Origin of the sequence: Streptomyces liliiviolaceus (assembly GCF_018070025.1) — a bacterium.
Taxonomy (GTDB): Bacteria; Actinomycetota; Actinomycetes; order Streptomycetales; family Streptomycetaceae; genus Streptomyces; species Streptomyces liliiviolaceus.
Genome location: NZ_JAGPYQ010000001.1, coordinates 6,628,878 through 6,652,932, shown reverse-complemented (window position 1 = coordinate 6,652,932; position 24,055 = coordinate 6,628,878). Strand labels below are relative to the sequence as shown.

19 protein-coding genes are annotated in these 24,055 nt (G+C 71.6%); 10 read left to right on the top strand and 9 right to left on the bottom strand.

Features of this window, described 5'->3' with window-relative positions:
• Positions 1 to 43: 43 nt before the first annotated feature.
• Positions 44 to 778, top strand: coding sequence for an IclR family transcriptional regulator (locus J8N05_RS28590; protein ID WP_210887764.1), 735 nt, complete (start codon positions 44 to 46; stop codon positions 776 to 778).
• A 12-nt stretch (positions 779 to 790) separates the two neighbouring features.
• Here the strand turns inward: J8N05_RS28590 and J8N05_RS28585 are convergent, their stop codons facing one another.
• From J8N05_RS28585 to J8N05_RS28575, 3 genes are read right to left on the bottom strand one after another with little or no spacing between them, the layout of a single operon-like run.
• A complete protein-coding gene (locus J8N05_RS28585; RefSeq protein WP_210887761.1) occupies positions 791 to 2,293 on the bottom strand; it encodes a sugar ABC transporter ATP-binding protein in 1,503 nt (500 codons plus the stop codon).
• 1 nt (position 2,294) lies between these two features.
• On the bottom strand, positions 2,295 to 3,392 hold the full coding sequence (locus J8N05_RS28580; RefSeq protein WP_247706537.1) for a sugar ABC transporter substrate-binding protein: 1,098 nt from the start codon (positions 3,390 to 3,392) through the stop codon (positions 2,295 to 2,297).
• Positions 3,389 to 4,456 (bottom strand): ABC transporter permease, encoded by a 1,068-nt coding sequence (locus J8N05_RS28575; protein ID WP_210887758.1) that lies wholly within the window; start codon positions 4,454 to 4,456, stop codon positions 3,389 to 3,391. Before J8N05_RS28575 ends, J8N05_RS28580 begins: the two co-directional genes overlap by 4 nt.
• Before the next feature lie 191 nt (positions 4,457 to 4,647).
• Between J8N05_RS28575 and J8N05_RS28570 the strand changes: the two genes are divergently transcribed.
• Positions 4,648 to 5,373 (top strand): SDR family NAD(P)-dependent oxidoreductase, encoded by a 726-nt coding sequence (locus tag J8N05_RS28570; protein WP_210887755.1) that lies wholly within the window; start codon positions 4,648 to 4,650, stop codon positions 5,371 to 5,373.
• A gap of 21 nt (positions 5,374 to 5,394) precedes the next feature.
• Here the strand turns inward: J8N05_RS28570 and J8N05_RS28565 are convergent, their stop codons facing one another.
• On the bottom strand, positions 5,395 to 6,099 hold the full coding sequence (locus tag J8N05_RS28565; RefSeq protein WP_210887752.1) for a MerR family transcriptional regulator: 705 nt from the start codon (positions 6,097 to 6,099) through the stop codon (positions 5,395 to 5,397).
• 158 nt (positions 6,100 to 6,257) lie between these two features.
• On the opposite strand from J8N05_RS28565, the gene J8N05_RS28560 reads away from it, so the two are divergent.
• Positions 6,258 to 6,644 carry a hypothetical protein gene (locus J8N05_RS28560; protein WP_210887749.1) on the top strand — a complete coding sequence of 129 codons (387 nt, stop codon included), beginning with the start codon at positions 6,258 to 6,260 and terminating at the stop codon, positions 6,642 to 6,644.
• A gap of 198 nt (positions 6,645 to 6,842) precedes the next feature.
• On the opposite strand, the gene J8N05_RS28555 is transcribed toward J8N05_RS28560, so the two are convergent.
• Complete coding sequence (locus tag J8N05_RS28555) at positions 6,843 to 8,354, bottom strand: M1 family metallopeptidase (RefSeq protein WP_210887746.1); 1,512 nt, start codon at positions 8,352 to 8,354, stop codon at positions 6,843 to 6,845.
• A 229-nt stretch (positions 8,355 to 8,583) separates the two neighbouring features.
• Between J8N05_RS28555 and J8N05_RS28550 the strand changes: the two genes are divergently transcribed.
• From J8N05_RS28550 to J8N05_RS28540, 3 genes are all read left to right on the top strand, one after another.
• Positions 8,584 to 10,596: a Xaa-Pro dipeptidyl-peptidase gene (locus J8N05_RS28550; protein WP_247706536.1), complete on the top strand. Its 2,013-nt coding sequence runs from the start codon at positions 8,584 to 8,586 to the stop codon at positions 10,594 to 10,596.
• Entirely contained in the window at positions 10,593 to 11,876 is a 1,284-nt protein-coding gene (locus tag J8N05_RS28545) for a M14 family metallopeptidase (protein WP_210887745.1), read from the top strand. Before J8N05_RS28550 ends, J8N05_RS28545 begins: the two co-directional genes overlap by 4 nt.
• Positions 11,877 to 11,963: 87 nt before the next feature.
• Positions 11,964 to 13,697 carry a BCCT family transporter gene (locus J8N05_RS28540; RefSeq protein WP_210887742.1) on the top strand — a complete coding sequence of 578 codons (1,734 nt, stop codon included), beginning with the start codon at positions 11,964 to 11,966 and terminating at the stop codon, positions 13,695 to 13,697.
• A 160-nt stretch (positions 13,698 to 13,857) separates the two neighbouring features.
• On the opposite strand, the gene J8N05_RS28535 is transcribed toward J8N05_RS28540, so the two are convergent.
• Positions 13,858 to 14,826 carry an FAD-dependent oxidoreductase gene (locus J8N05_RS28535; RefSeq protein ID WP_210887739.1) on the bottom strand — a complete coding sequence of 323 codons (969 nt, stop codon included), beginning with the start codon at positions 14,824 to 14,826 and terminating at the stop codon, positions 13,858 to 13,860.
• Positions 14,827 to 14,892: 66 nt separating this feature from the next.
• On the opposite strand from J8N05_RS28535, the gene J8N05_RS28530 reads away from it, so the two are divergent.
• Entirely contained in the window at positions 14,893 to 15,912 is a 1,020-nt protein-coding gene (locus tag J8N05_RS28530; RefSeq protein WP_210887736.1) for an oxidoreductase, read from the top strand.
• A gap of 89 nt (positions 15,913 to 16,001) precedes the next feature.
• Positions 16,002 to 17,642 (top strand): ABC-F family ATP-binding cassette domain-containing protein, encoded by a 1,641-nt coding sequence (locus tag J8N05_RS28525; RefSeq protein ID WP_210887734.1) that lies wholly within the window; start codon positions 16,002 to 16,004, stop codon positions 17,640 to 17,642.
• 168 nt (positions 17,643 to 17,810) lie between these two features.
• Here the strand turns inward: J8N05_RS28525 and J8N05_RS28520 are convergent, their stop codons facing one another.
• Both J8N05_RS28520 and J8N05_RS28515 read right to left on the bottom strand, forming a co-directional pair.
• Entirely contained in the window at positions 17,811 to 20,198 is a 2,388-nt protein-coding gene (locus tag J8N05_RS28520; protein WP_210887731.1) for a Tex family protein, read from the bottom strand.
• 132 nt (positions 20,199 to 20,330) lie between these two features.
• Entirely contained in the window at positions 20,331 to 21,197 is an 867-nt protein-coding gene (locus J8N05_RS28515; RefSeq protein WP_210887730.1) for an SCO6745 family protein, read from the bottom strand.
• Positions 21,198 to 21,331: 134 nt separating this feature from the next.
• Between J8N05_RS28515 and J8N05_RS28510 the strand changes: the two genes are divergently transcribed.
• Both J8N05_RS28510 and J8N05_RS28505 read left to right on the top strand, forming a co-directional pair.
• A complete protein-coding gene (locus tag J8N05_RS28510) occupies positions 21,332 to 22,303 on the top strand; it encodes a GlxA family transcriptional regulator (RefSeq protein ID WP_210887727.1) in 972 nt (323 codons plus the stop codon).
• A 135-nt stretch (positions 22,304 to 22,438) separates the two neighbouring features.
• On the top strand, positions 22,439 to 23,074 hold the full coding sequence (locus J8N05_RS28505) for a DJ-1/PfpI family protein (protein WP_210887723.1): 636 nt from the start codon (positions 22,439 to 22,441) through the stop codon (positions 23,072 to 23,074).
• Here J8N05_RS28505 and J8N05_RS28500 read toward each other — a convergent pair.
• Entirely contained in the window at positions 23,071 to 23,838 is a 768-nt protein-coding gene (locus J8N05_RS28500) for an enoyl-CoA hydratase/isomerase family protein (RefSeq protein ID WP_210887720.1), read from the bottom strand. The genes J8N05_RS28505 and J8N05_RS28500 overlap by 4 nt on opposite strands.
• Positions 23,839 to 24,055 lie beyond the last annotated feature (217 nt).

Here is a 24,055-nt window from a genome sequence, read left to right as displayed (position 1 = left end):
CCCGCACCTTGTCACCCGCCTGCCGGGGCCCGACCATCGGTCCATGACGGACGGTCAGGTGCCGAAGTCGGTGCTCGCGCGCGGTGCCGCGCTGCTGCGCGCCTGCGGTGAGTCGGAGGGCTCGCAGAGCCTGGCCGAGCTGTCGCTGCGCACGGGTCTGCCCAAGCCGACCGCGCACCGACTGCTGGCCGAACTGGTTCAGTTGGGGCTCATGGAACGCGCCCCGGACGGCCGCTACCGCATCGGGCTCACGCTCTTCGTCCTCGGCCAGTCGGCGCCGTCCGCGCGTGAACTGCGTGACGTGGCCCTGCCGTTCCTCGGCGACCTGTACGAGGCGACGGGCGAGAACGTGCACCTCGCCGTCCCCGACGGACCCGACACGCTCTTCCTGGAGAAATTCACCGGCCGCCGCGCCACGCCGATCTTCTCGCGCACCGGGGGCCGGCTGCCCGCCCACTGCACCGCCACGGGGAAGGTCTTCCTGGCCCACGACCCCCGGCCGCCCGGCCCGTCCCTGGCACGCCTCACCCCCCGCTCCCTGGTCCTGCCGGGACAGCTCGCCCGCGACCTCGCACGCACCCGGGCCCGTGGCTTCGGCGTCAATCTGGAGGAGGCCGAGGTCGGCGTGTCGGCCGTGGCGGCCCCGGTCTACGCCCGGGACGCCCGCCCCGTCGCCGCCCTCTCCGTGACCGGCGGCACCCGCCGCCTCGACGTGGACCGCGTCGGCGCCCGGGTGTGCGCGGCGGCCCGCGCCCTGACCCGAGAACTGTCCGCGTGACGTACGCGGGGATCATGTCCGTCGACTGCCCGGCCCGTTGCTCCGCACGTCCGCCCCCGACTGCATCGCCGCCGCCAGCTCGTGCTCCGTGAGCCGCCCGCCGCTCACCTCCGCGGTGATCCGCCCCCGCACGAAGACCAGGACGCGGTCGCAGACCTCCGTCAGTTCGGCCAGGTCGGTCGACGCGACCAGGACGGCCGCACCGCCCGCCGCCAACTCGCCGACGATCGCGTGCATCTCGGCCCGCACCCCCACGTCCACCCCGCGCGTCGGATCGTCGAGGACGACGATGCGCGGGTCGGTGGCCAGCCATTTGGCGAAGACGACCTTCTGCTGGTTGCCGCCCGACAGCCGGGCCACCACGTCGTGCGGGCCGCCCCGCAGACGTAATCGCCCGGTCAAGTCGGCAGTCCGGCGGACGAGTTCGGCGCGCGACGGCATGACGCCGCCCCGGCCGAGCGCCAGCCAGCTCACCGACGTGGTGTTCTCCCACACCGTACGGTCGGTCATCAGCCCGAACCGTTTCCGGTCGCTCGGCACGAAGGCCACCCCCGCCCGGATCGCGTCGCGCAAGGAGCGCGGAAGCCCCCGGTCGCCGACACCGACCCGGCCCGCCGAGATGGACGAACGCCCGCACACCACCGCCAACGCGTCGAGATGGCCCGCCCCCTGAAGTCCCGCCACGCCCACCACCTCGCCCGCGCGCACGGTGAACGTGACGTCCGTCAGCCGCCCCGGGACGCACACCTCGGAGAGCACGACCAGCGGCGACTCGTCGGCCGGGGCGCGTTCGCGGCGTACCGGCAGCGGTGGCGCGGCGCCCAGCATCGCCTTCACCAGGTCCGGTACGCCGATCTCCTCGCCCCGCACACCGGCCAGGGTGACCCGGCCGTCCCGCAGGACCGTCACGCGGTGGGCGAAGCGCATCACCTCCTCCAGGAAGTGGGTGACGTACAGGATCGCGATGCCCCGCTCCGTGAGGGTGCGCAGGACCTGTTCGAGGCGGTCCACGGCGGCGGCCGGCAGCGCGGAGGTGGGCTCGTCGAGGACCAGGACGCGCGGCCGGCGCAGCAGCGCGCGGGCGATCTCCGTCAACTGCTGATCGGCGAGCGGCAGTTCACCGAGCAGGGCGCCGGGGTCGACGTCGAGTCCCAGTTCGGCGAGGACGGGCCGGGCCGCACGGTCCATCGCGCCCCGGTCGAGCAGTCCGAAGCGGCGCGGCGGGCGGTGGGGGAAGAGGTTCTCCCGGACGGTCAGATCGGGAAAGAGGCTCAACTCCTGGGAGACGACGGCGATCCCGCCCTCCCTGGCCCGGTCGGCGAGCCGCACCGACCCCCCGTCCGGCGCCAGGGTCCCCGACAGGATCCGTACGAGGGTCGACTTACCCGCCCCGTTCTCCCCGACCAGCGCGTGCACCTCGCCGCCCCGCAGCCGGATGTCCGCCCCGTCCAGGGCCTTCACCCCGCCGTACGACATGACGAGCGACCGCGCGTCCAGCATGTCCTCGTGGCTCATCTCAGCGCGCGTCCTTCAACGGCTTGAGCTGTGCCTCCTGGTCGCCGAGCAGCTTGTCGATCACCGGCTTGTACCAGTCGTACGCGGCCTTCGGGGACTTCTGCCGCGCGGTGACCTCGGCGATGTTGGAGGAGTCCACGACACCGCCGGGGGACAGGAACCAGCCGTCGGGCAGCTTGCCGTCCTTCTCGCGCACGGACTCGATCAGGATCGCCGTGGAGAGATAGCCCTTGAGGAAGTGCTGCGGGTCGATGGTGACGAAGTTCGAGCCGTCCTTCACCGCGTCGAGGGTCTTGGGGTCGACGTCGAACCCGGCCGTCAGCCACTTCCCGCCCTTCTCCTTCTTGATCTTCGCGAGGTTGTAGCTGTCGGCGTCCCCGACCCCCAGGAAGGCGAGCGCCTTGGGGTGCGCGGCGACCTGCGAGGCCCAGGAACTGTGGTTCTGACCGGGATCGCTGTACGTCTGGAAGGGGCCGAGCACCTTCACGCCCGGCGCCTCCTTCTTGAACGTGTCGGCGATGCCCTTCGCCCGGTTGTCGAGCACCGGAGTCCCCGGATTGGGCACCCCGACGACGATCTCGCCCTTCGGGTCGTCGCCCAGCCGCTTCAGCGCCTCCTGGGCCATCAGCTCGCCGAGCGCGTAGTTGTCGTTGCCGACATAGAACGTGATCTTGCTGCCCTCGGTGGGGGAGGTGTCCAGGGCGACGAGCGGAATCCCCTGGTCGACGGCGCGGGCGGCGGGCCGGGTGAAGATCGGCGGGTCCAGGTTCTCCAGGACGATGCCGTCCTTCGCGACGGCGGTGAGGTTCTGGAAGAGCTGGACCTCGGCCGGACCGTCCGTGTTGGGCGGCCCGACGGCCTTGAAGTTCACGTCGCCCGCGTGGTCGGCGGCGCTCTCCGCGCCGAGCACCATCTCGTGCGCGAAGTTGAGACTGATGTTGGCCACCGCGATGCCCATGTCGAGCTTCCCGCCGCCCCCGCCTCCGGAGTCGTCGTCGTTGCCGCATCCGGTGGCACAGAGGAGCACCAGCGCGCCGAGGGCGCCGGACAGGGTACGGAATCGGGGGTGCATCAGGGCCTCCAGGAGCGGTGACGTCACTGTCTGCGGTTTTCTCGGCGGCGTCCTCTGCGGCGCAGGGCGCTGTCCGCCGCGACCGCGACGAGGATCACCGCGCCGGTCGCGAACGACGTCCAGTTGATGGGTACTTCGAAGAAGACGAGGCCGGACGCGACGACGGACAGGATCAGCGCGCCGGCCACCGCCCCGACGACCGAGCCGCGTCCGCCGGCCAGGGGTGTGCCGCCGATGATGCACGCGGCGATGGCCTGCAACTCGTACCCCTGGCCCAGCGTCGGGTCCCCGGCGCCGTAGTACGCGAGTGCCAGCACCGACGCGCAGGCCGTGGTGAGCCCGGACAGCGCGAGGGCCTGAACGCGCGTACGCACGACGGGGATTCCGCTGAACGTGGCCGCGTCGGGATTGGACCCGATGGCCCGCACCCGGGACCCGAAACGGGTACGGGCGAGCACCACGGTCAGGACGGCCGTCACCGCGAGCAGCACCCACAGCGCGAACGGCACGCCGCCCAGGTCCCCGCCCGCGAGCGTGAAGAACGAGTCGTCCAGCGGCAGGTCGGTGATCTGCTTGCCGTCGGCGAGCGCGAGCCCGATGCCCCGGAACAGCATCAGGGTGCCGAGCGTGACGATGAACGAGGGCAGCGCCAGCAGGGTGGTGACCAGCGCGTTGAAGACGCCCAGCGCGGTGCCGGTGAGCAGCATCACCGGGACCGCCAGCCAGGGCTCCACCCCTTCCCGTACCAGCAGCGCGCCGACGACCAGGCACATCGCGTAACTGCCGCCGACGGACAGGTCGACCTCGCGCATGGCGAGCGCGAAGACCATGCCGCACGCCATCAGCGAGATGTAGACGGAGTTGTGCGCGGTGGTGAGCAGGTTGCCGCTGTCGAGGAAGTCGGGGTACGGGATGCCGATGCCGGCGACGAGCAGCGCGAGGACGACCAGCACGCCGAGTTCGTCGGGGAGCCACCGGGGGGAGAGCCGGGCGGTCCACGATCCGGCCGAGGGCAGCCCGAACCGCTTCGCTCCTGCGCCCTGTTCGCGGGCGCGCTCGGCGTCGTCCACGGCACGGTCGGTATCGGTCATCGGGCACGGCTCCGGAACGCTGGCGGCTGGGTCCGCCCGCAGCGTCGGCCCGCGGGGCGTATGCGGCAACACGGCCGTTCCGGCGAATGGAACAGCGCCCGGGCCCGTCGCCGTCCGCCGGGCCTGCGGACCGTTCCGCAGACCGGAAACGCACCCTTGCCGCCCGCCTGACGGCTCATCACACTCACCGCATGGAGACGCGTACCGCCCTGGTGACCGGCGCGGCACAGGGCCTCGGGCAGGAGTTCGCCGTCGCACTCGCGGGGCGCGGCTACCGGGTCGCGGGACTCGACCTGGTTCCGCAGCGGGAGACGGCCGACCGCATCCTGGACTATGTGGAGCTGGTCGCCGACGTCACGGACGAGACGCAGATCGGCGCGGCCCTGGAGCAGGTGCTGGAACAGTTCGGCACCCTGCACGTCCTGGTCAACAACGCGGGGGTCTACCCCGAGTCGGACTTCGAGGAGATCACGCCCGAGGAGTGGCGGCGGGTGATGCGCGTCAACCTGGAGGCGCCGTTCCTGATGACCCGCGCCGTACTGCCGTATCTGAAGGCGGCGGGCTGGGGCCGCATCGTGAACATCGCCTCGGCCGCCGTGCTCACCGCGCCGCCCACGATGGTGGCGTACACCGCCTCGAAGGCCGGACTGATCGGTTTCACCCGTGCGCTCGCCTCGGCGCTCGGGCCGTACGACATCACCGTCAACGCGATCGCGCCGAGCATGGTCCGCACGGAGACCGCCGCGCGCACGGTCGGCGCGGACGGCGGGTTCGAGCAAGTTCGCGCCCAACAAGCCGTCCCCAGGACCCAGGAGCCGTGCGACCTCGTCTCCACGCTGCTGTACGTGGTCGACGAGGGCAGCGGGTTCCTAACCGGCCAGACCCTCAACGTGGCAGGCGGTTCGGCCTACTTGTGAAGCCTCAGGAGTTCTGAAGCCTCAGGAGTTTCTGAGCCATTCCCGGACCTCCTCGTTCAGTGAACGCTGAAAGGTCGTCAGCAGAGCCTGCACCACCAGCGGTTGCATGTGCGCCGACAGGTCCCGCACGGCCTCGACGTCCTCGTGCTCGGACACCTCGTCCCGGAACAGCGCGGAGAGTTCGTGGGCCGCGGCGCGCGTGTGCTTCACCATGACAGTGCGCGCGGCGAGGATCGTCTCGTGCGCCATCGGTACGTCGAGCAGCTGGACACCGAGCCGCAGCAGTCCGAGATCCACCCGGTACGTCTCTGGTGCCGCCGTCTCCCTCAGCACACCCATCGCGGCGAGCCGCTCCAGGTCCTCCGCGCCGAGCGACCGCCCCGCCCGGCGCTCCAGCTCCGCCCGGCTCACCTCCTCCGCCGCGTCGGGCGCCCAGGAGGCCACCACGGCCCGGTGGATGGCCAGGTCCTGGGCGGTGAGCCCGTCCGGCAACTGCTGCAGATAGCGCTCGATCCCGGCCAGGGTCATCCCCTGCTGCTGCAGCTCCTCGATGAGCGCGAGCCGCGCCAGATGCTCCTGGCTGTAGTGCCCCACGCGACGCGGCCCGATCACGGGCGGCGGCAACAGCCCCTTGGTGCTGTAGAAGCGCACCGTCCGCACCGTCACACCCGCCCGCGCGGCCAGCTCGTCGACGGTGAGCGTCGGCTCCCCGGTGTCCGTCGCCATGCCTGCTCCTTCACGTACGACGCCCGTCACCGGACGCGGTGAAACAGTATTGCTGTCTCACCTGGGTTGTGAAAGAGAGCCCGGAGTTCGCCAAACGGTGATTTCCGGTCAATAGTGGCGCAGATGTACGTTGCTGCGCGCGCATGATCGGGTAAGCCATGGCCATGGTCCCCGTGGCGTTGCCGCTGTTCGTCGTCGCCGTTCTGTTCTACCGCCGGGTACTGGCCCGGATACGACAGACGGGCGACGCGGGTGTGGAGATACGCGAGGAGGCGGGCGACGAGGCCGTGGCCGCCCCGCGGGCGCCGGAGGAGGAGGCCGCCGCGCTCGCGGCCACCCGTGCCGAGGGCCACCGCGCCCGCGACGCCATCCTGGCCGAGGGCCGGGCCCGCCGGGCGGCCCACTGCGCCGCCGCCGAGACCCAGCTCGTCATAGCCGTCTCGGAACTGGCCTCGAACCTGGCAGCGGACGGCCCGCGCCCCGCAAGGGGCGCGGGGAACGGCGCGCCCAGCCACGGTCCGCCCCGCACGGCCCCACCGGCCTAGGCTTCAGCCCCGTTAGGGGCGCGGGGAACGGCGCGCTCAGCCACCGTCCGCCCCGCACGGCCCCACCGTCACCAAGTTCGGACCCTCTGGCCTGCCCCGGCGGAGCCGCGCCCGTAAGGGGCGCGGGGAACTGCGCGCCCAGCCACCCCACAACCCGCACGGCCCCACCGGGACAAGCCCCCCTCCCGGCCGCCGTCCTCAGTGATCGTGCACGGAATTGGTCGCGGCGATCTTCTTCCAGGACTTCGGCCGCACCGGCGCCTTCTCCGCCCCCGGCGCATCCGCGGCCCCCGGCGCGATGGAAGCGGCCCGCGCGGCGGGCACTGCCGGCTTGGACGCCTGGTACAGCCACGTGTCGAACAGCTCAGAGAGCGGCTGCCCCGACACCGACTCGGCGTACGCCACGAAGTCACCGACCGTCGCGTTGCCGTACGCGTACCGCTGCGGCCAGCCCTTGAGAATGGCGAAGAACGCCTCGTCCCCGACCTCGTTCCGCAGCGCCTGCAGGGCCAGCGCCCCGCGGTCGTACACCGCGATGTGGAACTGGTTCTCCGGCCCCGGGTCCCCGGGCCTGACCGTCCAGAACGGATCCTCCGCGGCCCGTGACGCGTACACGTAGTCCGCGATCTCCTGCGCCGTCCCCTCGCCCTCGTGCTCCGACCACAGCCACTGCGCGTACCGCGCGAAGCCCTCGTTGATCCAGATGTCCTTCCACCCGGCGACGGACACGGAGTCGCCGTACCACTGGTGGGCCAGCTCATGGACGACCACGGACACGTTCGTCCCGCTCGCGAACTGCCGCGGGCTGTAGAACGGCCGGGTCTGCGTCTCCAGCGCGTACCCGGTGGTCGTGTTGGGGACGTATCCACCCAAAGAATTGAACGGGTACGGCCCGAAGTACTCGGCCAGCCAGTCCGCGACCTCCCCGGTCCGCTCGATGCTCGCCCGCGCGGCCCCGTAGTTGTCGCCCAGGTCCTTGCTGTACGCGTTGACGATCGGGATGCCGCTCTCCGAGGTCCCCGTGGTGACGTCGAACTTCCCGACCGCCAGCGTGGCGAGGTACGTGGCCTGCGGCTTGTTGGACCGCCAGCTGTAGCGCGTCCAGCCCGCCCGCGAACTCGTCGACTGCAGCGTGCCGTTGGAGATCGCCTGGGACCCGTCCGGAACGGCGACCGACACGTCGTACGTGGCCTTGTCCAGCGGATGGTCGTTGCTGGGGAACCACCACCAGGCCGCCTCGGGCTCGTTCGCACCCACCCCGCCGTCCGGGGTGCGGTGCCAACTGGTGAACCCGTACGCCGTCTTCGTGGACGGCACCCCGCTGTAGCGCACCACGACCGTGACGTCCGTACCGGCGGGCAGCGGGTTCTTCGGCGTGACCTCCAGCTCGTGCTCGCCCGAGGTCGTGAACGACGCCTTGGCGCCGTTGACCCGCACCTCGCTCACATCGAGCAGGAAGTCCAGATTCAGGCGGGAGAGATCCTGGGTGGTCCTCGCCAGCAGGGTCGCCGTGCCCTCCAGCCGGTCCGTCGCCGGCTGGTACGTGAGCCGGAGGTCGTAGTGGGACACGTCGTACCCGCCGTTGCCGTACGCCGGGTAGTAGGGGTCGCCGATGCCCGGCGCCCCGGGCGAGTAGCTCGCGGCGGACGCCGGGATCGCCAGCAGGAGGGAGGCCGCGAGCGCGCCCGGGGCGATGAGTCTGCGATGCACGTGGAGCTCCAAGTCGTGGGGGCATGAAGTCTGTCCGGAGCCTATTCACGCGCTGTGGGCCCACCCGTGTCCATGGCCGCTCCTGTCACACGATCGCCATTCGGCCGACATGTGTGCCGCCGACACACGAGATTCAGCCCGACGCACCTTTCGAGCCACACCCGAATAGCAGGCCGACACCCCAATCGGCCCCCTTTTGCACAGGAGTTGACCGGAGTACCTTCCGCGCATGCGGACACCTGCGCGCTACATGCGCCTCATCACCTGGAGATCGCTCGCGACAGCGGCCACCGCCGCCCTGATGGCCACGCTCCTCACCCCGGCCGTCGCCCACAGCGCTCCGCGGGAGAGCACCCCCGTCTACTCGTACGACAACGCCGTCCGTGAGTCCGTCTGGGTGGACACCGGACTCGACGGCGACGGCGACGGGAGGACCGACCGCGTCGCCGTCGACATCGTCCGCCCGAGCGAGCCCGCCCAGCAGGGCCGCAAGGTACCCGTGATCATGGACGCCAGCCCGTACTACTCCTGCTGCGGCCGGGGCAACGAGAGCCAGCGCAAGACGTACGACGCCGACGGCGACGTCGTCCAGATGCCGCTGTACTACGACAACTACTTCGTACCGCGCGGCTACGCCTTCGTCGCCGTCGACCTCGCCGGCACCAACCGCTCCGACGGCTGCGTGGACGTCGGAGGCCGCTCCGACGTCCAGTCCGCGAAGGCCGTCGTCGACTGGCTGAACGGCCGCGGCAAGGGCTACACCTCCCGTACGGGGGACACGAAGGCCAAGGCCGGCTGGACCAACGGCAGAACAGGCATGATCGGCAAGAGCTACGACGGCACCATCGCCAACGGAGTCGCCGCCACCGGGGTCGAGGGCCTGGAGACGATCGTCCCGATCGCGGCCATCTCCTCCTGGTACGACTACTACTTCGCCAAGGGCGCCCCCCTCTACGACTCCGGCCCCGAATGGCTGTCCGACTACGTCGAGAGCCCCGACGCCCGCGCCAGATGCGCCGCCGTCCAGCAGAAGATCGTGGAAGGGGCCCCACGCACCGGCGACTGGACGCGGTTCTGGACCGAGCGCGACTACGTGAAGGACGTCCGCAAGGTGGACGCCAGCGTGTTCGTCATCCACGGCATGCAGGACCTCAACGTCCGCCCGAAGCACTTCGGCCAGTGGTGGGACGGCCTCGCGAAGAACGGCGTCGACCGCAAGATCTGGCTGTCCCAGACCGGCCACGTCGACCCCTTCGACTTCCGCCGCGCGGCCTGGGCCGACACCCTGCACCGCTGGTTCGACCACGAACTCCTCGGCTACGACAACGGCATCGACGACGAGCCGATGGCCGACATCGAGCGCGCCCCCGACCAGTGGGCCACCTCCGCCGTCTGGCCGCCGCGTGGCACCGACACCGTGAAACTGCGCCCCGGCAAGGGCGAGCAGCCGGGCGTCGGCACCCTCGGACCGCGTCCCGGATCGGGCACCGAGACCTTCACCGACGACCCGGGCCAGGACGAGACCGACTGGGCCGCCGAGATCGACCGCTCCACGTCCGCCAAGGCCGGCTTCACCACTCGGCCGCTCACCCGTGACGTCCGTCTCTCCGGCTCCTCCAAGGTCACCGTCACCGCCACGCCCACCACCACGAGCGCCCATCTGTCCGCGGTCCTCGTCGACCTCGGCCCCGACACGATCCGTGACTACTCCGCCTCCGGCGAGGGCATCACGACACTCACCGAGCGCACCTGCTGGGGGCCGAGCACCACGGGCGACAGCTCCTGCTTCAGGGAGACCGCGGCCAGGACGACCGACGTCGAGTACACGGTGTTCAGCCGCGGCTGGGCCGACCTCGGCAACCACTCCTCCGCCACGAAGGGCGAGCCTCTCACCCCGGGCAAGGCGTACACCATCACGCTCGACCTGCACGCGAGCGACCACGTCGTCCCCAAGGGCCACCGCCTCGCGCTGATCGTCGCCGGCACCGACCAGGGCCTCATCGACCCGCCGTCGACCACCCCGACGCTCACGCTCGACCTGTCCCGTACGTCGGCCGCCGTGCCGCTCGTCGGAGGAGCCGCCGCCTTCGCCCGCGCCACCTCGGGATCCTCGTACATCACGCCCGACGCGATCCTCGACGGGGTCGGCGAACCCCGCGCCACCCACCGCGTTCCCGGAGACGTTCCCACAGGCGTCCTCGGAGACGTTCCTGGAGACGTTCTTGGAGGCGGTGACCGATGACAGTCCGTAGGACCGCGGCCCTGGCCCTGACGGCGGCGGCACTCACCGTCCCCCTTCTCACGGCGCCCGCCCACGCGGCCGAGGGCCCGCCCCGCACCGGATTCGAGCGGACCGCCGGAGCACGCTGGACCACCCAGCCCGAGGAGCAGACCTTCCTCACCGCCGTCGACCGGGCGAGCGGGCGGGTCTCGCTCAGCCGGATCGGCACCACGAAACAGAACCGGCCCGTCCAGCTCGTACGCGTCGGAAACCCGCACGCCGCCACCACCGTGCTGCTCGTCTGCAGCCAGCACGGCGACGAACCGTCGGGCCGCGAGGCCTGCCTCACCACCGTCCGCGACCTCGCGTACGCGAAGGACGCGGGCACCCGACGATTCCTCGACCGCACCACGCTGCTCGTCGTGCCCACCGCCAACCCGGACGGCCGGGCCGCCGACACCCGCGGCAACAGCGACGGCGTCGACATCAACCGCGACCACCTCGCCCTGCAGACGGCCGAGGCGCGCGCGATGGCCGCCGTCGTCCGCGACCGGCGGCCGGACGTGGTCTACGACCTGCACGAGTACGGAGCCACACCGCCCTACTACGACAAGGACCTCTTCGACCTCTGGCCGCGCAACCTCAACACCGACCCGGCCGTGCACGACGAGGCACAGACCCTCTCGCAGACGTACGTACGGCCCGCCGCGCAGCGCGCCGGCCACTCGACCGGGACGTACGGCATCTGGACCGACCCGGCGACCGGCGACCCGATCCGGCAGGTGGCCGGTGACGGGCAGGAGCGGATCCTGCGGAACATGTCCGGCGTCAAACACGGCGTCGGACTGCTCATCGAAAGCCGCGTCGACCCCCTCACGGAGGCAGAGAAGGCCGACGAGGCACTCAACAACCGACGCCGAGTTCACTCCCAACTGGCAGCGCTGGGAGGCCTGTTCGACTTCACCGACGAACGGCGCGGCCGGATCGGGGCGGCCACGTCGGCGGCCCGGCTGGCCGGCTACCGGGACACCGGACCCGTCTACACGGGCGGCGCCGACAACGACCCGGCCGAACCGTCCGAGACCATCGCGGACCCGCCCTGCGCCTACCGGCTGACGGCGGACCAGTACGCGGACGTCAAGGACGAGCTGGCCCTGCACGGCGTCACGGCGCGACAGGACTCCGACGGTGCCGGGGCCCGCGTACCACTGCGTCAGTCCCTGCGCGCCCTCGTCCCGTTGCTGCTGGACGAGCGTGCGCCGTACCACCTGACGGTTGCGGAACCCGACACCCGCTGCTGAGGCGGTTGGGATCGGCGGCACCTGTGGTAGGTCGTAGGCACACGATCAGGAATGTGTGCCGAACGCTTTCCGGGGAAGGTGCCGCCGATGACCGAAGATCTGAAGGACAGGGGAGGCCGGGACGAACCGGCGGCCGTCCCCGGCGGCCCGGACGCCCAAGAGGGCCGGGAATCCCGCCCCCGTACGGACTGGGTGGTGTTCGGCGTCACCGCCGCACTCACCGTGGCGTTCGTGATCTGGGGAGCGACGGCCACCGACTCCCTGGAGGACGCCTCCACGACAATGCTCAATGGCCTGATCCACAACGGCGGCTGGGCGTTCATGCTCGCCGCCTCCTGTTTCGTGGTCTTCGCGCTGTGGCTCGCGATCAGCCGCTACGGACGGATCCACCTCGGTGCGGAGGGCGAGGAGCCCGAGTTCCGCACCGTCTCCTGGGTGGCGATGATGTTCAGCGCCGGCATGGGCATCGGACTGATGTTCTACGGCGTGAGCGAGCCGCTCTCGCACTACACGACACCCCCGCCGGGCACCACTCCCGCCGACTCCGCGGAACGCATGGAGACGGCGATGGCCACCACCCTCTTCCACTGGACCCTGCACCCGTGGGCGATCTACGCGGTGGTCGGCCTCGCCATCGCCTACAGCACCTACCGCAAACGCCGGCGCCAGACCATCAGCGCCGTCTTCACCCCGCTCATCGGCGAGAAGCACGCGAACGGCTCGGCCGGCCGGGCGATCGACATCCTCGCCATCATCGCCACCGTCTTCGGATCGGCGGCCTCGCTGGGCCTCGGCGCCCTCCAGATCGGCTCCGGCTTCACCGAGCTGGACTGGATGGACAAGGTGAGCAACGGACTGCTCGTCTCGATCATCGCCGTGCTGACCGTGGCGTTCGTCGCCTCGGCCGTCTCCGGTGTGGAGAAGGGCATCCAGTGGCTGTCCAACACCAACATGGTGCTGGCCCTGGTGCTCGCGGTCTTCGTGTTCGTCGCGGGCCCCACGATCATCGTGCTCGACCTGCTGCCCACGTCGATCTTCTCCTACCTCGGTGACCTGCCCCAGCTCGCCGGCCGCACCGAGGCCAGCGGCGGCAAGGGCGTCGCCGACTGGCTCGGCAGCTGGACCGTCTTCTACTGGGCGTGGTGGATCTCCTGGACGCCCTTCGTCGGCATGTTCATCGCCCGCATCAGCCGTGGCCGCACCATCCGGCAGTTCGTCGGCGGCGTCATCCTCGTGCCCAGCACGGTCAGCCTGGTCTGGTTCGCGATCTTCGGCGGTACGGCGATGAAGCTGAAGGAGGGCGGCGCGCTCGCCGGGAAGACGACCCCCGAGGGCCAGCTCTTCGGTGTCCTCCAGGAGTTCCCCATCGCGACGGCCACCAGCCTGCTCGTGATGATCCTCGTCGGCATCTTCTTCGTCTCGGGCGCCGACGCCGCGTCCATCGTCATGGGCACGCTCTCCCAGAAGGGCGCCCTCGAACCCGGCCGGTTCGTCGTGGTCTTCTGGGGTGTGGTGACCGGGGCGGTGGCCGCGATCATGCTGCTCGTCGGCAGTGGTGACGGGGATGCGCTGACCGGCCTGCAGAACCTCACGATCCTGGCCGCCGCGCCCTTCGTCCTCGTGATGATCGGCATGTGTATCGCCCTCATGCGGGATCTGCGGCGGGACCCGGTCATCGTCCGCAACGAGATGGGCTCCGAGGCGGTCGAACTGGCCGTGATCGAGGGCCACAAGAAGTACGACGGCGACTTCGAGATCCGGGTCGGCCCGGGCGCCGGCACGGAAACGGAGGGCGACCCGCTGGGCCACGACCACACGTAGCCGCGCCCCGCGGCGGTCGTGTGTCGGCCGCGGCCACATAGCGGCTGAGGCTGCGCAGTTCCCCGCGCCCCCAGGTACCTGGGGGCGCGGGGAACTGCGCAGTCTTTTGCTTTTTGGGGGCGCGGGGAACTGCGCGACCTCAGCCACAGCGGGCCCGCGCCTAATCAACCAGCCCCAGCACAACCTCCGCGCAGCCCCAGGCCACCGTCACCCCGGCCCCGCCGTGCCCGTAGTTGTGCACCAACACCCCACCCCCCGCCGCGCCGCCGCCCAACGCGTCACGTTCAAGCCGCACAGCGGACCGCACCGGCCGCACCCCCACCCGATGCCCCAACACCCGCGCCCCCGCCACCTCCGGCCGGAGCACCGCACAGCGCGCGACGATCTCCGCGGCCACCGCGGGATCCGGCTCCAGGGACCACTCCCCGTCGTCCGTGGTCCCGCCGAGAACCAGCCGCCCCGGCTGCGGGAAGAGATACGTGGTCGTCCCGGCCACCGCGTCCGTGGACACCAGCCACGTCCGGATCCCCGGGTTCTCCACGATCACCAACTGCCCCCGCACGGGCCGCACCGCCGTGTCACCGAGCAACTCCCGCGCACCGAGCCCCGTGCAGTTGACGACGACCCGCGCCTGCGCCCGGGCCTCGGCGAGGTCCGTCACCACGCGTGACTCGACCACACCGCCCGCCCGCAGGAACCGCGCGCGCAGCCACGCCAGATGCACCGGCATGTCGATCAGCGGCAGCTCCGCCCACAGCCCCGAGCCCGCGTACTCCTCGGCCGTGGACGCCCGCAGCCCCGGCAGCCGGGCCGCGGCCCACGGCCCCTGCTCGTCAAGGCGCGCCTCGCCCATGACGCCCTCGACCATGCGTACGCCCGTCTCGTCGGGCCGCGCCGCCAACTCCTCGTACACGGACAGTGAGCGCAGGGCCCAGGTCCGCGCGAGGTCCTGCGGCTCGATGGCGTACGGCCACCACAGCGCGCCCGCAACCGCCGAGGTGGTCCGCTCGGCGGGCTCCCGCGTCCAGATCCGTACGCGTCTGCCGCTCTCGGCAAGGACAAGGGCCGTCGTGAGTCCTATGACCCCGCTGCCGACCACGATCACGTCACCGCTTCGATCTTCCGCCACGCGGGGACGTTAGCGGAATATGTCATGCCGTGCTCAGAGTTGGCCCAGTCCGGGAATACTCACAGCATGTCTGCCGAGTACGCGACCTTCGGCCTGGCACCGGCGATGCGTGCCGGTGGAGTACTGGCCAACGGTGACTACCAAGCGCACCGGGACTTCGTCGACTTCATCGTCGACGGGCGCCCGCTGCTGTACCAGCTGTCCGACCTCGACGCCGTGTCCCCCCTCGCCTCCGACGTACCACCCGCGATCTTCATGGCCCAGGTGCAGAGCCTGCTGCTGGAAGCCGACCCTCCGCTGGAGGGCGGCCGGTACGTCATCTACGGCTGCCCGGAGTGCGAGGACCTCGCCTGCGGTGCCGTGACCGCCGTGATCGACCGGCACGGCGACGACGTCGTCTGGCGCGACTTCGCCTGGCAGACCGACGAACACCCCGATCTGGAACGGAACGGCTATCACGGCATCGGCCCCTTCCTCTTCCACGGCGACCAGTACCGTGCCGCCCTGGGCTCCCTGCTCGCGGGGGCCGGGGCGGAGCGCCGCCGGGTCCTGCTCATCGGCGCCCGGGCCGCCGTCCTGGCCAAGCTCGCCGCCGCCCTGCGGATCATCGGCATCGGCGCCGACATCACGCGGGACGCCACCGGCGTACCCGCTGACGAACTGCGCACCTACGGCGCCGTCGCCTTCGGCCGGGCCGTCACCGAGCAGGAACGCGCCGACGTCCGGCACTCCTTCGCGCAGGCGGGCGTCGACGTCGCGTACGTCGAGGGGCTGGCCCCGATCGTCCCGCTCCTGGTCGCGCAGATAGAGAACGCCCTGGACCGCAGCCCCCGCGAACAGCGCCGGCTGACACGGCTGGTCGCCGCCGACGGCGAGGCGGGCATCGAGGTCACCTCTCCCTGCCGGGTCCGGCTGACCGCGTACCGGCTGGACCGCCTCTACCGCACCCATATGCACGAGGTGTTCGACGGCGTCCTGGAGGCGGGCCGCCACCGGCTTCCGCTGGACACGAGGGCGACCAGAGGGGAGTCCTTCATCGTGGCGCGGACGTCCGGGAGCGTCCTGGTGGAGGCGATGGCCCGCTGACGGCCCGCGCCGGGCACCCGGGCCGGGCGCCCGCGTGCGCGAAACCCTGGCGCGGGCGCGCGGGCCCGGCGATTAGGATCGGCCTCCTGATGACTGCCACTCTCGTCGCCAAGAACCTCGCCGCCGGCCACGGCGACCGCACCCTCTTCGCCGAACTCGACCTCGTCGTCGCGCCCGGCGACGTGATCGGTCTCGTCGGTGCCAACGGCGCGGGCAAGTCCACCCTGCTCCGGATGCTCGCCGGTCTCGACAAGCCCGACGAGGGCGAGCTGCGGCTCTCCCCGCCCGCCGCGGCCGTCGGCCATCTGCCCCAGGAGCCGGACCGCAGGCCCGGCGAGTCCGTACGGGAGTTCCTGGCGCGCCGCACCGGCGTGGCCGAGGCCCAGCGGGTCATGGACGAGGCCACACAGGCACTCGTCGACGGGGCACCGGGCGCGGACGACGCGTACGCGGACAGCCTGGAGCGGTGGCTCGCGCTGGGCGGCGCCGACCTCGACGAGCGGGCCGAGGAGGTCGCCGACTCGCTCGGCCTCGCCGTCGGCCTGGACCAGCCGATGACCTCGCTCTCCGGCGGCCAGGCGGCCCGCGCCGGACTCGCCTCGCTGCTCCTGTCCCGCTACGACGTCTTCCTGCTCGACGAGCCGACCAACGACCTCGACCTGGACGGTCTGGAGCGCCTCGAACGCTTCGTCTCCGGGCTGCGCGCGGGCACGGTCGTCGTCAGCCACGACCGCGAGTTCCTCACCCGCACGGTCACCAAGGTCCTCGAACTCGACCTGGCCCAGCAGCAGATCACCCTGTACGGCGGCGGCTACGAGGCCTATCTGGAAGAGCGGGACGTGGCCCGCCGGCACGCGCGCGAAGGCTACGAGGAGTACGCCGACAAGCGCTCCGCCCTGGAGGGCCGCGCCCAGATGCAGCGCTCCTGGATGGACAAGGGCGTCAAGAACGCCCGGCGCAAGGCGAACAACGACAACGACAAGATCGGCCGCAAGTTCCGCAGCGAGGCCAGCGAGAAGCAGGCCGCGAAGGCCCGGCAGACCCAGCGCATGATCGAGCGGCTCGACGTGGTGGAGGAGCCGCGCAAGGAGTGGGAGCTGCGGATGGAGATCGCGGCGGCCCCGCGGTCGGGCTCCGTGGTCGCCACCCTGCGCGACGCCGAGGTCCGGCGCGGCGACTTCACCTTCGGCCCGGCCACGCTCCAGATCGACTGGGCGGACCGGGTGGCCGTCACCGGCGCGAACGGCGCGGGCAAGTCCACGCTGCTCGGCGCCCTGCTCGGCCGCGTACCCCTGGACTCGGGGCACGCCACGCTCGGCTCGGGCGTGATCGTCGGCGAGGTCGACCAGGCCCGCAAGCTCTTCCACGGGACGGAGGCGCTGCTCGACGCGTTCTGCGCGGCCGTCCCCGACACCGAGCCGGCCGAGGTCCGTACGCTCCTGGCCAAGTTCGGCCTCAAGGCGGACCACGTCCTGCGCCCGGCCGCCAGCCTCTCACCGGGCGAACGCACCCGCTCGGCCCTGGCCCTGCTCCAGGGCCGGGGCGTGAACCTCCTGGTCCTCGACGAGCCGACCAACCACCTGGACCTTCCGGCGATCGAGCAACTGGAATCGGCCCTCGACTCCTACGAGGGCACGCTGCTCCTGGTGACCCACGACCGCCGCATGCTGGACGCGGTCCACACGACCCGCCGCCTGGAGGTGGCCGCGGGCAAGGTGACGGAACGCTGAGCGTTCCACCGACAGACCCGCGCCCCTCAAGGGCGAAAACAGGGGCGCAGCCCCGTTTTTAGGGGCGCGGGGAACTGCGCGGCCGGCCCCCACCGGACCCGCACGTCACAACGGTCCGGGCCCGCCCCTCCGGTGGAACCGGAGAGACCGGGCCCGGCAGCCCAGAACTCAGCCCCGCCCGTTCCGACCCTTCGGGTCCGCGAGCCCCGCCCGCCGCAAGGCGTCAGCCATCGCACTGTTCCCGGGCGCGGGCGCGGCAGCCTGACGCGAACCCCCGCCCTTCCCTCCGCCGGAACGGCCCCGCTGCTGAGGCGGCCGCCCGCCACCGCGCTGAGGACGCCCGGAGCCACCCTCCTGCGCAGCCGCCGACGCATCGTCGTCCAACCGCAGGGTCAACGAGATCCGCTTGCGCGGAATGTCGACCTCAAGCACCTTCACCTTCACGATGTCCCCGGACTTCACGACGTCCCGGGGATCCTTCACGAAGGTCTTCGACATCGCGGAGACGTGCACGAGCCCGTCCTGGTGGACACCGACATCCACGAACGCCCCGAACGCCGCCACGTTCGTGACGACCCCCTCCAGCACCATCCCCGGCTCCAGGTCGGCGATCTTCTCGACCCCGTCCTTGAAGGTCGCCGTCTTGAAGGCGGGCCGCGGGTCGCGCCCCGGCTTCTCCAGCTCCCGCAGGATGTCCGTCACCGTCGGCAGACCGAACTTCTCGTCCACGAAGTCGTCCGGCCGCAGCGAGCGCAGCGCCCCCGTGTTGCCGATCAGCGAGCCCACCCCGCTCCCCGCCGTCTTCACCATCCGGCGGACCACGGGGTACGCCTCGGGGTGCACGCTCGACGCGTCCAGCGGGTCGTCGCCGCCGCGGATCCGCAGGAAGCCCGCGCACTGCTCGTACGCCTTGGGGCCGAGCCTGGCGACCTTCTTCAACGCGGTGCGTGAGGTGAACGGGCCGTTCGCGTCGCGGTGCGCCACGATGTTCTCGGCGAGCCCGGAGGTGATGCCGGAGACCCGGGTGAGCAGGGGAGTGGACGCCGTGTTCACGTCCACGCCGACGCCGTTCACACAGTCCTCGACGACCGCGTCGAGGGAGCGCGAGAGCTTCACCTCGGACAGGTCGTGCTGGTACTGGCCGACACCGATCGACTTCGGGTCGATCTTCACCAGCTCGGCCAGCGGGTCCTGCAGCCGCCGTGCGATGGAGACGGCGCCGCGCAGCGACACGTCCATGCCGGGCAGCTCCTGGGAGGCGAACGCCGACGCCGAGTACACGGACGCCCCCGCCTCGGACACCATCACCTTGGTGAGCTTCAGCTCCGGGTGCTTGGCGATCAGCTCACCGGCGAGCTTGTCCGTCTCGCGGGACGCCGTGCCGTTGCCGATGGCGATCAGCTCGACCGCGTGCTCCTTGGCGAGGCGGGCGAGCTTGGCGATGGCCTCGTCCCACCGGTTCGCCGGGACGTGCGGGTGGATGACGTCCGTGGCGACGGCCTTGCCGGTCGCGTCGACCACGGCCACCTTCACCCCCGTACGGAACCCCGGGTCGAGCCCCAGCGTCGAGCGCGTGCCCGCCGGGGCGGCCAGCAGCAGGTCACGCAGGTTCGTCGCGAAGACATTGACCGCCTCGTCCTCGGCGGCCGTGCGCAGGCGCAGCCTCAGGTCGATGCCGAGGTGGACGAGCAGCCGGGTGCGCCAGGCCCAGCGGACCGTGTCCGTCAGCCACTTGTCGCCCGGCCGGCCGCGCTCGGCGATCCCGAAGCGCTGCGCGACGATCCCCTCGTACGAGGACGGGCCGGGCTGCTCGGAGGGCTCCTCGGGCTCCAGGACGAGGTCGAGGACGTCCTCCTTCTCACCGCGCAGCATGGCGAGAACGCGGTGCGAGGGCAGGGCCTTGAAGGGCTCGCTGAAGTCGAAGTAGTCGGCGAACTTGGCGCCCGCCTCCTCCTTGCCGTCCTTGACCTTGGCTGCCAGCTGGCCGCGCACCCACATGCGCTCGCGCAGCTCGCCGATCAGGTCGGCGTCCTCGGAGAAGCGCTCGGTGAGGATCGAGCGGGCGCCGTCCAGGGCGGCCTGCGGGTCGGCGACGCCCTTGTCGGCGTCGACGAAGGCCGTGGCCGCGGCGACCGGATCGACGGACGGGTCCCCGAGAAGTCCCTCGGCGAGCGGCTCCAGGCCCGCCTCACGGGCGATCTGCGCCTTCGTGCGCCGCTTCGGCTTGAACGGCAGGTAGATGTCCTCCAGCCGCGCCTTGGTCTCCGCGCCCTGGATCCGGGCCGCCAGCTCGTCGGTGAGCTTGCCCTGCTCGCGCACCGAGTCGAGGATCGCCGAGCGCCGCTCCTCCAGCTCCCGGAGATAGCGCAGCCGCTCTTCGAGCGTGCGCAGCTGCTCGTCGTCGAGCATCTCGGTCGCTTCCTTGCGGTAGCGGGCGATGAAGGGCACCGTCGAGCCGCCGTCGAGCAAGTCGACGGCCGCCTTGACCTGCCGCTCCCGTACGCCGAGTTCCTCGGCGATCCTGCCTTCGATGGACCCTACGAGGGGTGTCGTCACGATCCCGTACCGCCTTCTTGACTGAGGTTGCGCGGCAATTGTGGCAGGTGGCACCGACAACGGGGGATCAAGGGCGGCCGGACGCGCCCGGCGTACGAGGAGATGTGCGAGGAGACGGCCGGCCGGTGGGGTTCAGCCCTTGCCGAACGCGCTCTCGGGGAAGGCGCCGGCGGCCAGCGCCTTCGTCGTCAGCCCCGTACCCAGCTCCGTCAGGCGCTCGACACCTGCGGCGCCCAGATGTTCGTAAGGTGCCGAGTCCAGGCGGTCCGTGCTCGCCTCGATCTCCTTGCGCAGGGCGACACCGGCCTCGGTCAACTCGCCCTCGGCGGTGAGCAGTCCCCGCTCCCGCAGCCGCCCCTGGGCCGCCTCCCAGTCCTCACGGTGCCAGCCGCGGGAGGACAGGACCCACTTCCGTGCCATGCCCTTGCCGGTGGCGGTGTGGCTCACCAGCGCCTCCACGGGGTCGAGTTCCGCGCCGAGCAGCACCGCGAGGTGCCCGTCGCCGCGGTGCTCGCGCAGCAGTGTGGCGGCGTGCCAGAGCGCGAGGTGCGGCTCGTCGGGCACCGGCAGGTCGGCGTGGGCGGCGTACAGGGGGCGCGCGGTCCTGGTGCACGCCTCCGTGGCGCGCAGGGCGAGCTGCGCCGCCTCGGCGACCTCCTTGGAGGCGATCACCTCGTCCCCGAGCAGCCGTCGGAGCAGGCGGTCCGCGACACGCAGGCGTGCCGCGAGCACCACCTCCGGTGAGGCGATGCCCCACACCTCGGGCACGTGCCGCGCCACCAGTTCGTGGCGGAAGTTGTAGAACGTCGCCGTGACGGTGCCCGCGCCCACCGCCCCCATGGCCGCGGCACGCGCCGCGAAGTAGGCGGCGCTGCGGTCCGTCACCCCGACCGCGGCCAGCTCCGTGCCCAGCTCGGGTGAGAAGTACTGGCACGAGTGCAGCGGGTTGAGGACGTTGTGGCATCGGCGTCCGGCACGCACCGGCAGGGCTGTCGTCATGCCTCGCACGTTACCGACTGGTTGGTACGCGGGGAATGGTGGGGCACCCATCCGGCCCTGTCGGCACGCGCATGGCAGAAAAGGTGGGCTACTCGTCATTGCGGCCATCCGGGCACCGGCGAAGAATCGGGCACATGGCGCACAGAACCGTCCTCCTCGTCCTCTTCGACGGCGTCCAGAGCCTCGACGTCACGGGCCCCGTGGAGGTCTTCGCGGGCGCGGACCTCCAGGCCGGCGCGCCCGGGGAGACGTACCGCATCCACACGGCCTCCCTGGACGGCTGGCCGGTGCGCACCTCCAGCGGGCTGACCCTGGTCCCGGACCACGCGCTCGTCGACGCCCCCGCGCCGCACACCCTGATCGTCCCGGGCGGGCGGGGCTCACGCGGCCCCGATCCGCGCGTGCTCGACTGGCTGCGTGAGCACGGTCCGCGCGCCGACCGGCTGGTCTCCGTCTGCACCGGGGCGATCCTGCTCGCCGAGGCGGGCCTGTTGGACGGCCACCGGGTGACGACCCACTGGGCGTACTGCGAGCGCCTGGCCCGCGACCACCCGGCCGTCGAGGTGGACCCCGACCCGATCTACGTACGCGACGGCAGGGTCGCCACCTCGGCCGGGGTCACCGCCGGTATCGACCTCGCCCTCGCGCTCGTCGAGGAGGACGTCGGCCGGGAGGCGGCGCTCGCCGTGGCCCGCCACCTGGTGGTGTTCCTCAGGCGTCCCGGCAACCAGGCCCAGTTCAGCGCCCAGCTGTCCGCCCAGACGGCCCGGCGGGCGCCCCTGCGGGACGTCCAGCAGTGGATCACCGAGCACCCCGGCGACGACCTGTGCGTGGAGCGGCTCGCGGCCCGCGCCCGGCTGTCGCCCCGCCACTTCGCCCGCGCCTTCCAGGCCGAGACGGGCACGACTCCCGGCCGGTACGTCGACTCGGTCCGCCTCGAACACGCCCGCCGCCTCCTGGAGGACACCACGGACGGCGTCGAGGAGATCGCGAGATCCAGCGGCTACGGCACCCCGGAGGCGATGCGCAGAGCCTTCATGAAAACCCTGGGCACACCCCCGACGGAGTACCGCCGCCGCTTCCACCCACTGACCAGCGCCCCGTAGGGGGTCGCCTCTCGGGGGCGCCCTTCAGGGGCGCGGGGAACTGCGCGACAAGCCCCCACCGAACCCGCACGTCACTCGCTACCTCAGCCCCCTCTCTCTCGCCTCAAAAAAACCCGCACGAACGAAGGGCATCCCATGCAGATCGCCATCGTCATCTTCGACCGCTTCACGGCCCTGGACGCGGTAGGCCCCTACGAGACCCTCGGCCGCCTCCCCGACGCGGAAACCGTCTTCGTCGCCGAGCACCGCGGCCCCGTCCGCACGGACACCGGCAACCTCGCCATCACGGCCGACCAGGCCCTCGCCGAGGTCCCGCACCCGGACATCGTGGTGGTCGCGGGAGGCCCCGGACAGACCCCGCAGATGGAGAACGAGGCGCTCCTCGACTGGCTGCGCACGGCCGACACCACCAGCACCTGGACGACGTCCGTGTGCACGGGCTCACTCCTGCTGGCCGCGGCCGGACTGCTCCGGGGCCGCCGCGCGACCTCCCACTGGCTGGCCCTCGACCACCTGAAGCGCTTCGGCGCCGAGCCGACGGGGGAGCGGGTCGTGACCGACGGCAAGTACGTGACGGCCGCCGGCGTCTCGTCCGGCATCGACATGGGCCTCACCCTGCTCGGCAGGATCGCAGGGGACGAGCACGCGCAGACGGTGCAGCTGGCGGTGGAGTACGACCCTCAGCCGCCCTACGACGCGGGCTCCCCGCAGAAGGCACCCGCCCACCTGGTCGAACAGCTCCGCTCGGGCAGCCGCTTCATCCTCTCCTAGCGGCCGACCTTTCCAGGCGCCGACGCGGTCCAGGTGAACTCCGGAGGCCGGCGTTCCAGGAACGCGGCGACCCCCTCCGCGGTGTCGTCCCCCTCGCGCGCCTGCCGCGCCCAGTACCCGTCCCGGTCGGTGCGGCCGTCGGCGAACTCCTTCGCCGCCGCCTGCGTCAGCTGTGAGCGGGACACGAGGATCCGGGCGAACTCCGCGACGCGCCCGTCCAGTTCGCCGTCGGGCAGCACCTCGTCCACCAGACCGGTGCGCAGCGCCCGCTCCGCGTCGACCAACTCGCCGGAGAACAGCAGGTACTTGGCGGTAGCGGGCCCCACCAGGGAAACCAACCGCCGTGTGGAGGAGGCCGGGTAGACGATCCCCAGCTTCGCCGGAGTGATCCCGAACGAGGCCCGCTCGTCCGTGAACCGCAGATCGCACGCCGCGGCGAGCTGACACCCGCCGCCCACGCAGTAGCCGCGTACGGCGGCGAGCGTCGGTTTGGGGAACGCGGCGAGCGCGTCCTCCGCGCGCACGGCGAGGCCCTGCGCCTCCCCGGCGGAACCCCGCAGCGAGGAGATGTCGGCCCCGGCGCAGAACGTCCCGCCCTCGCCGGTGAGCACGAGCACGCGTACGGCCGGGTCGTCGGCCAGGGCGTCGAGCAGGGGCGGCAGCGCCCGCCACATGTCCGCCGTCATGGCGTTGCGCTTGGCGGGGTGGTGGATGACGACGGTGGCGACCCCGTCGGCGACGCCGTGCGACAGCTGCGGATCCATGGGCGGATGCTACGTGGTCGGGGGCTTCGTGATCGGTCTCGGGCCGAGCCAAACCCGTACAACCCGAAGAGTTCCCGATCCGGCACAGGATGGACAGGATCGGTCACACAACTGCCGGTGACACGCGTCGGCGATCAGAAAACGTCGATACTCGCTGACTTCTGTTCAGTCGTCCGGTACGGACCAGCGCGTTATCAACACTCGACGTGTGGTGACA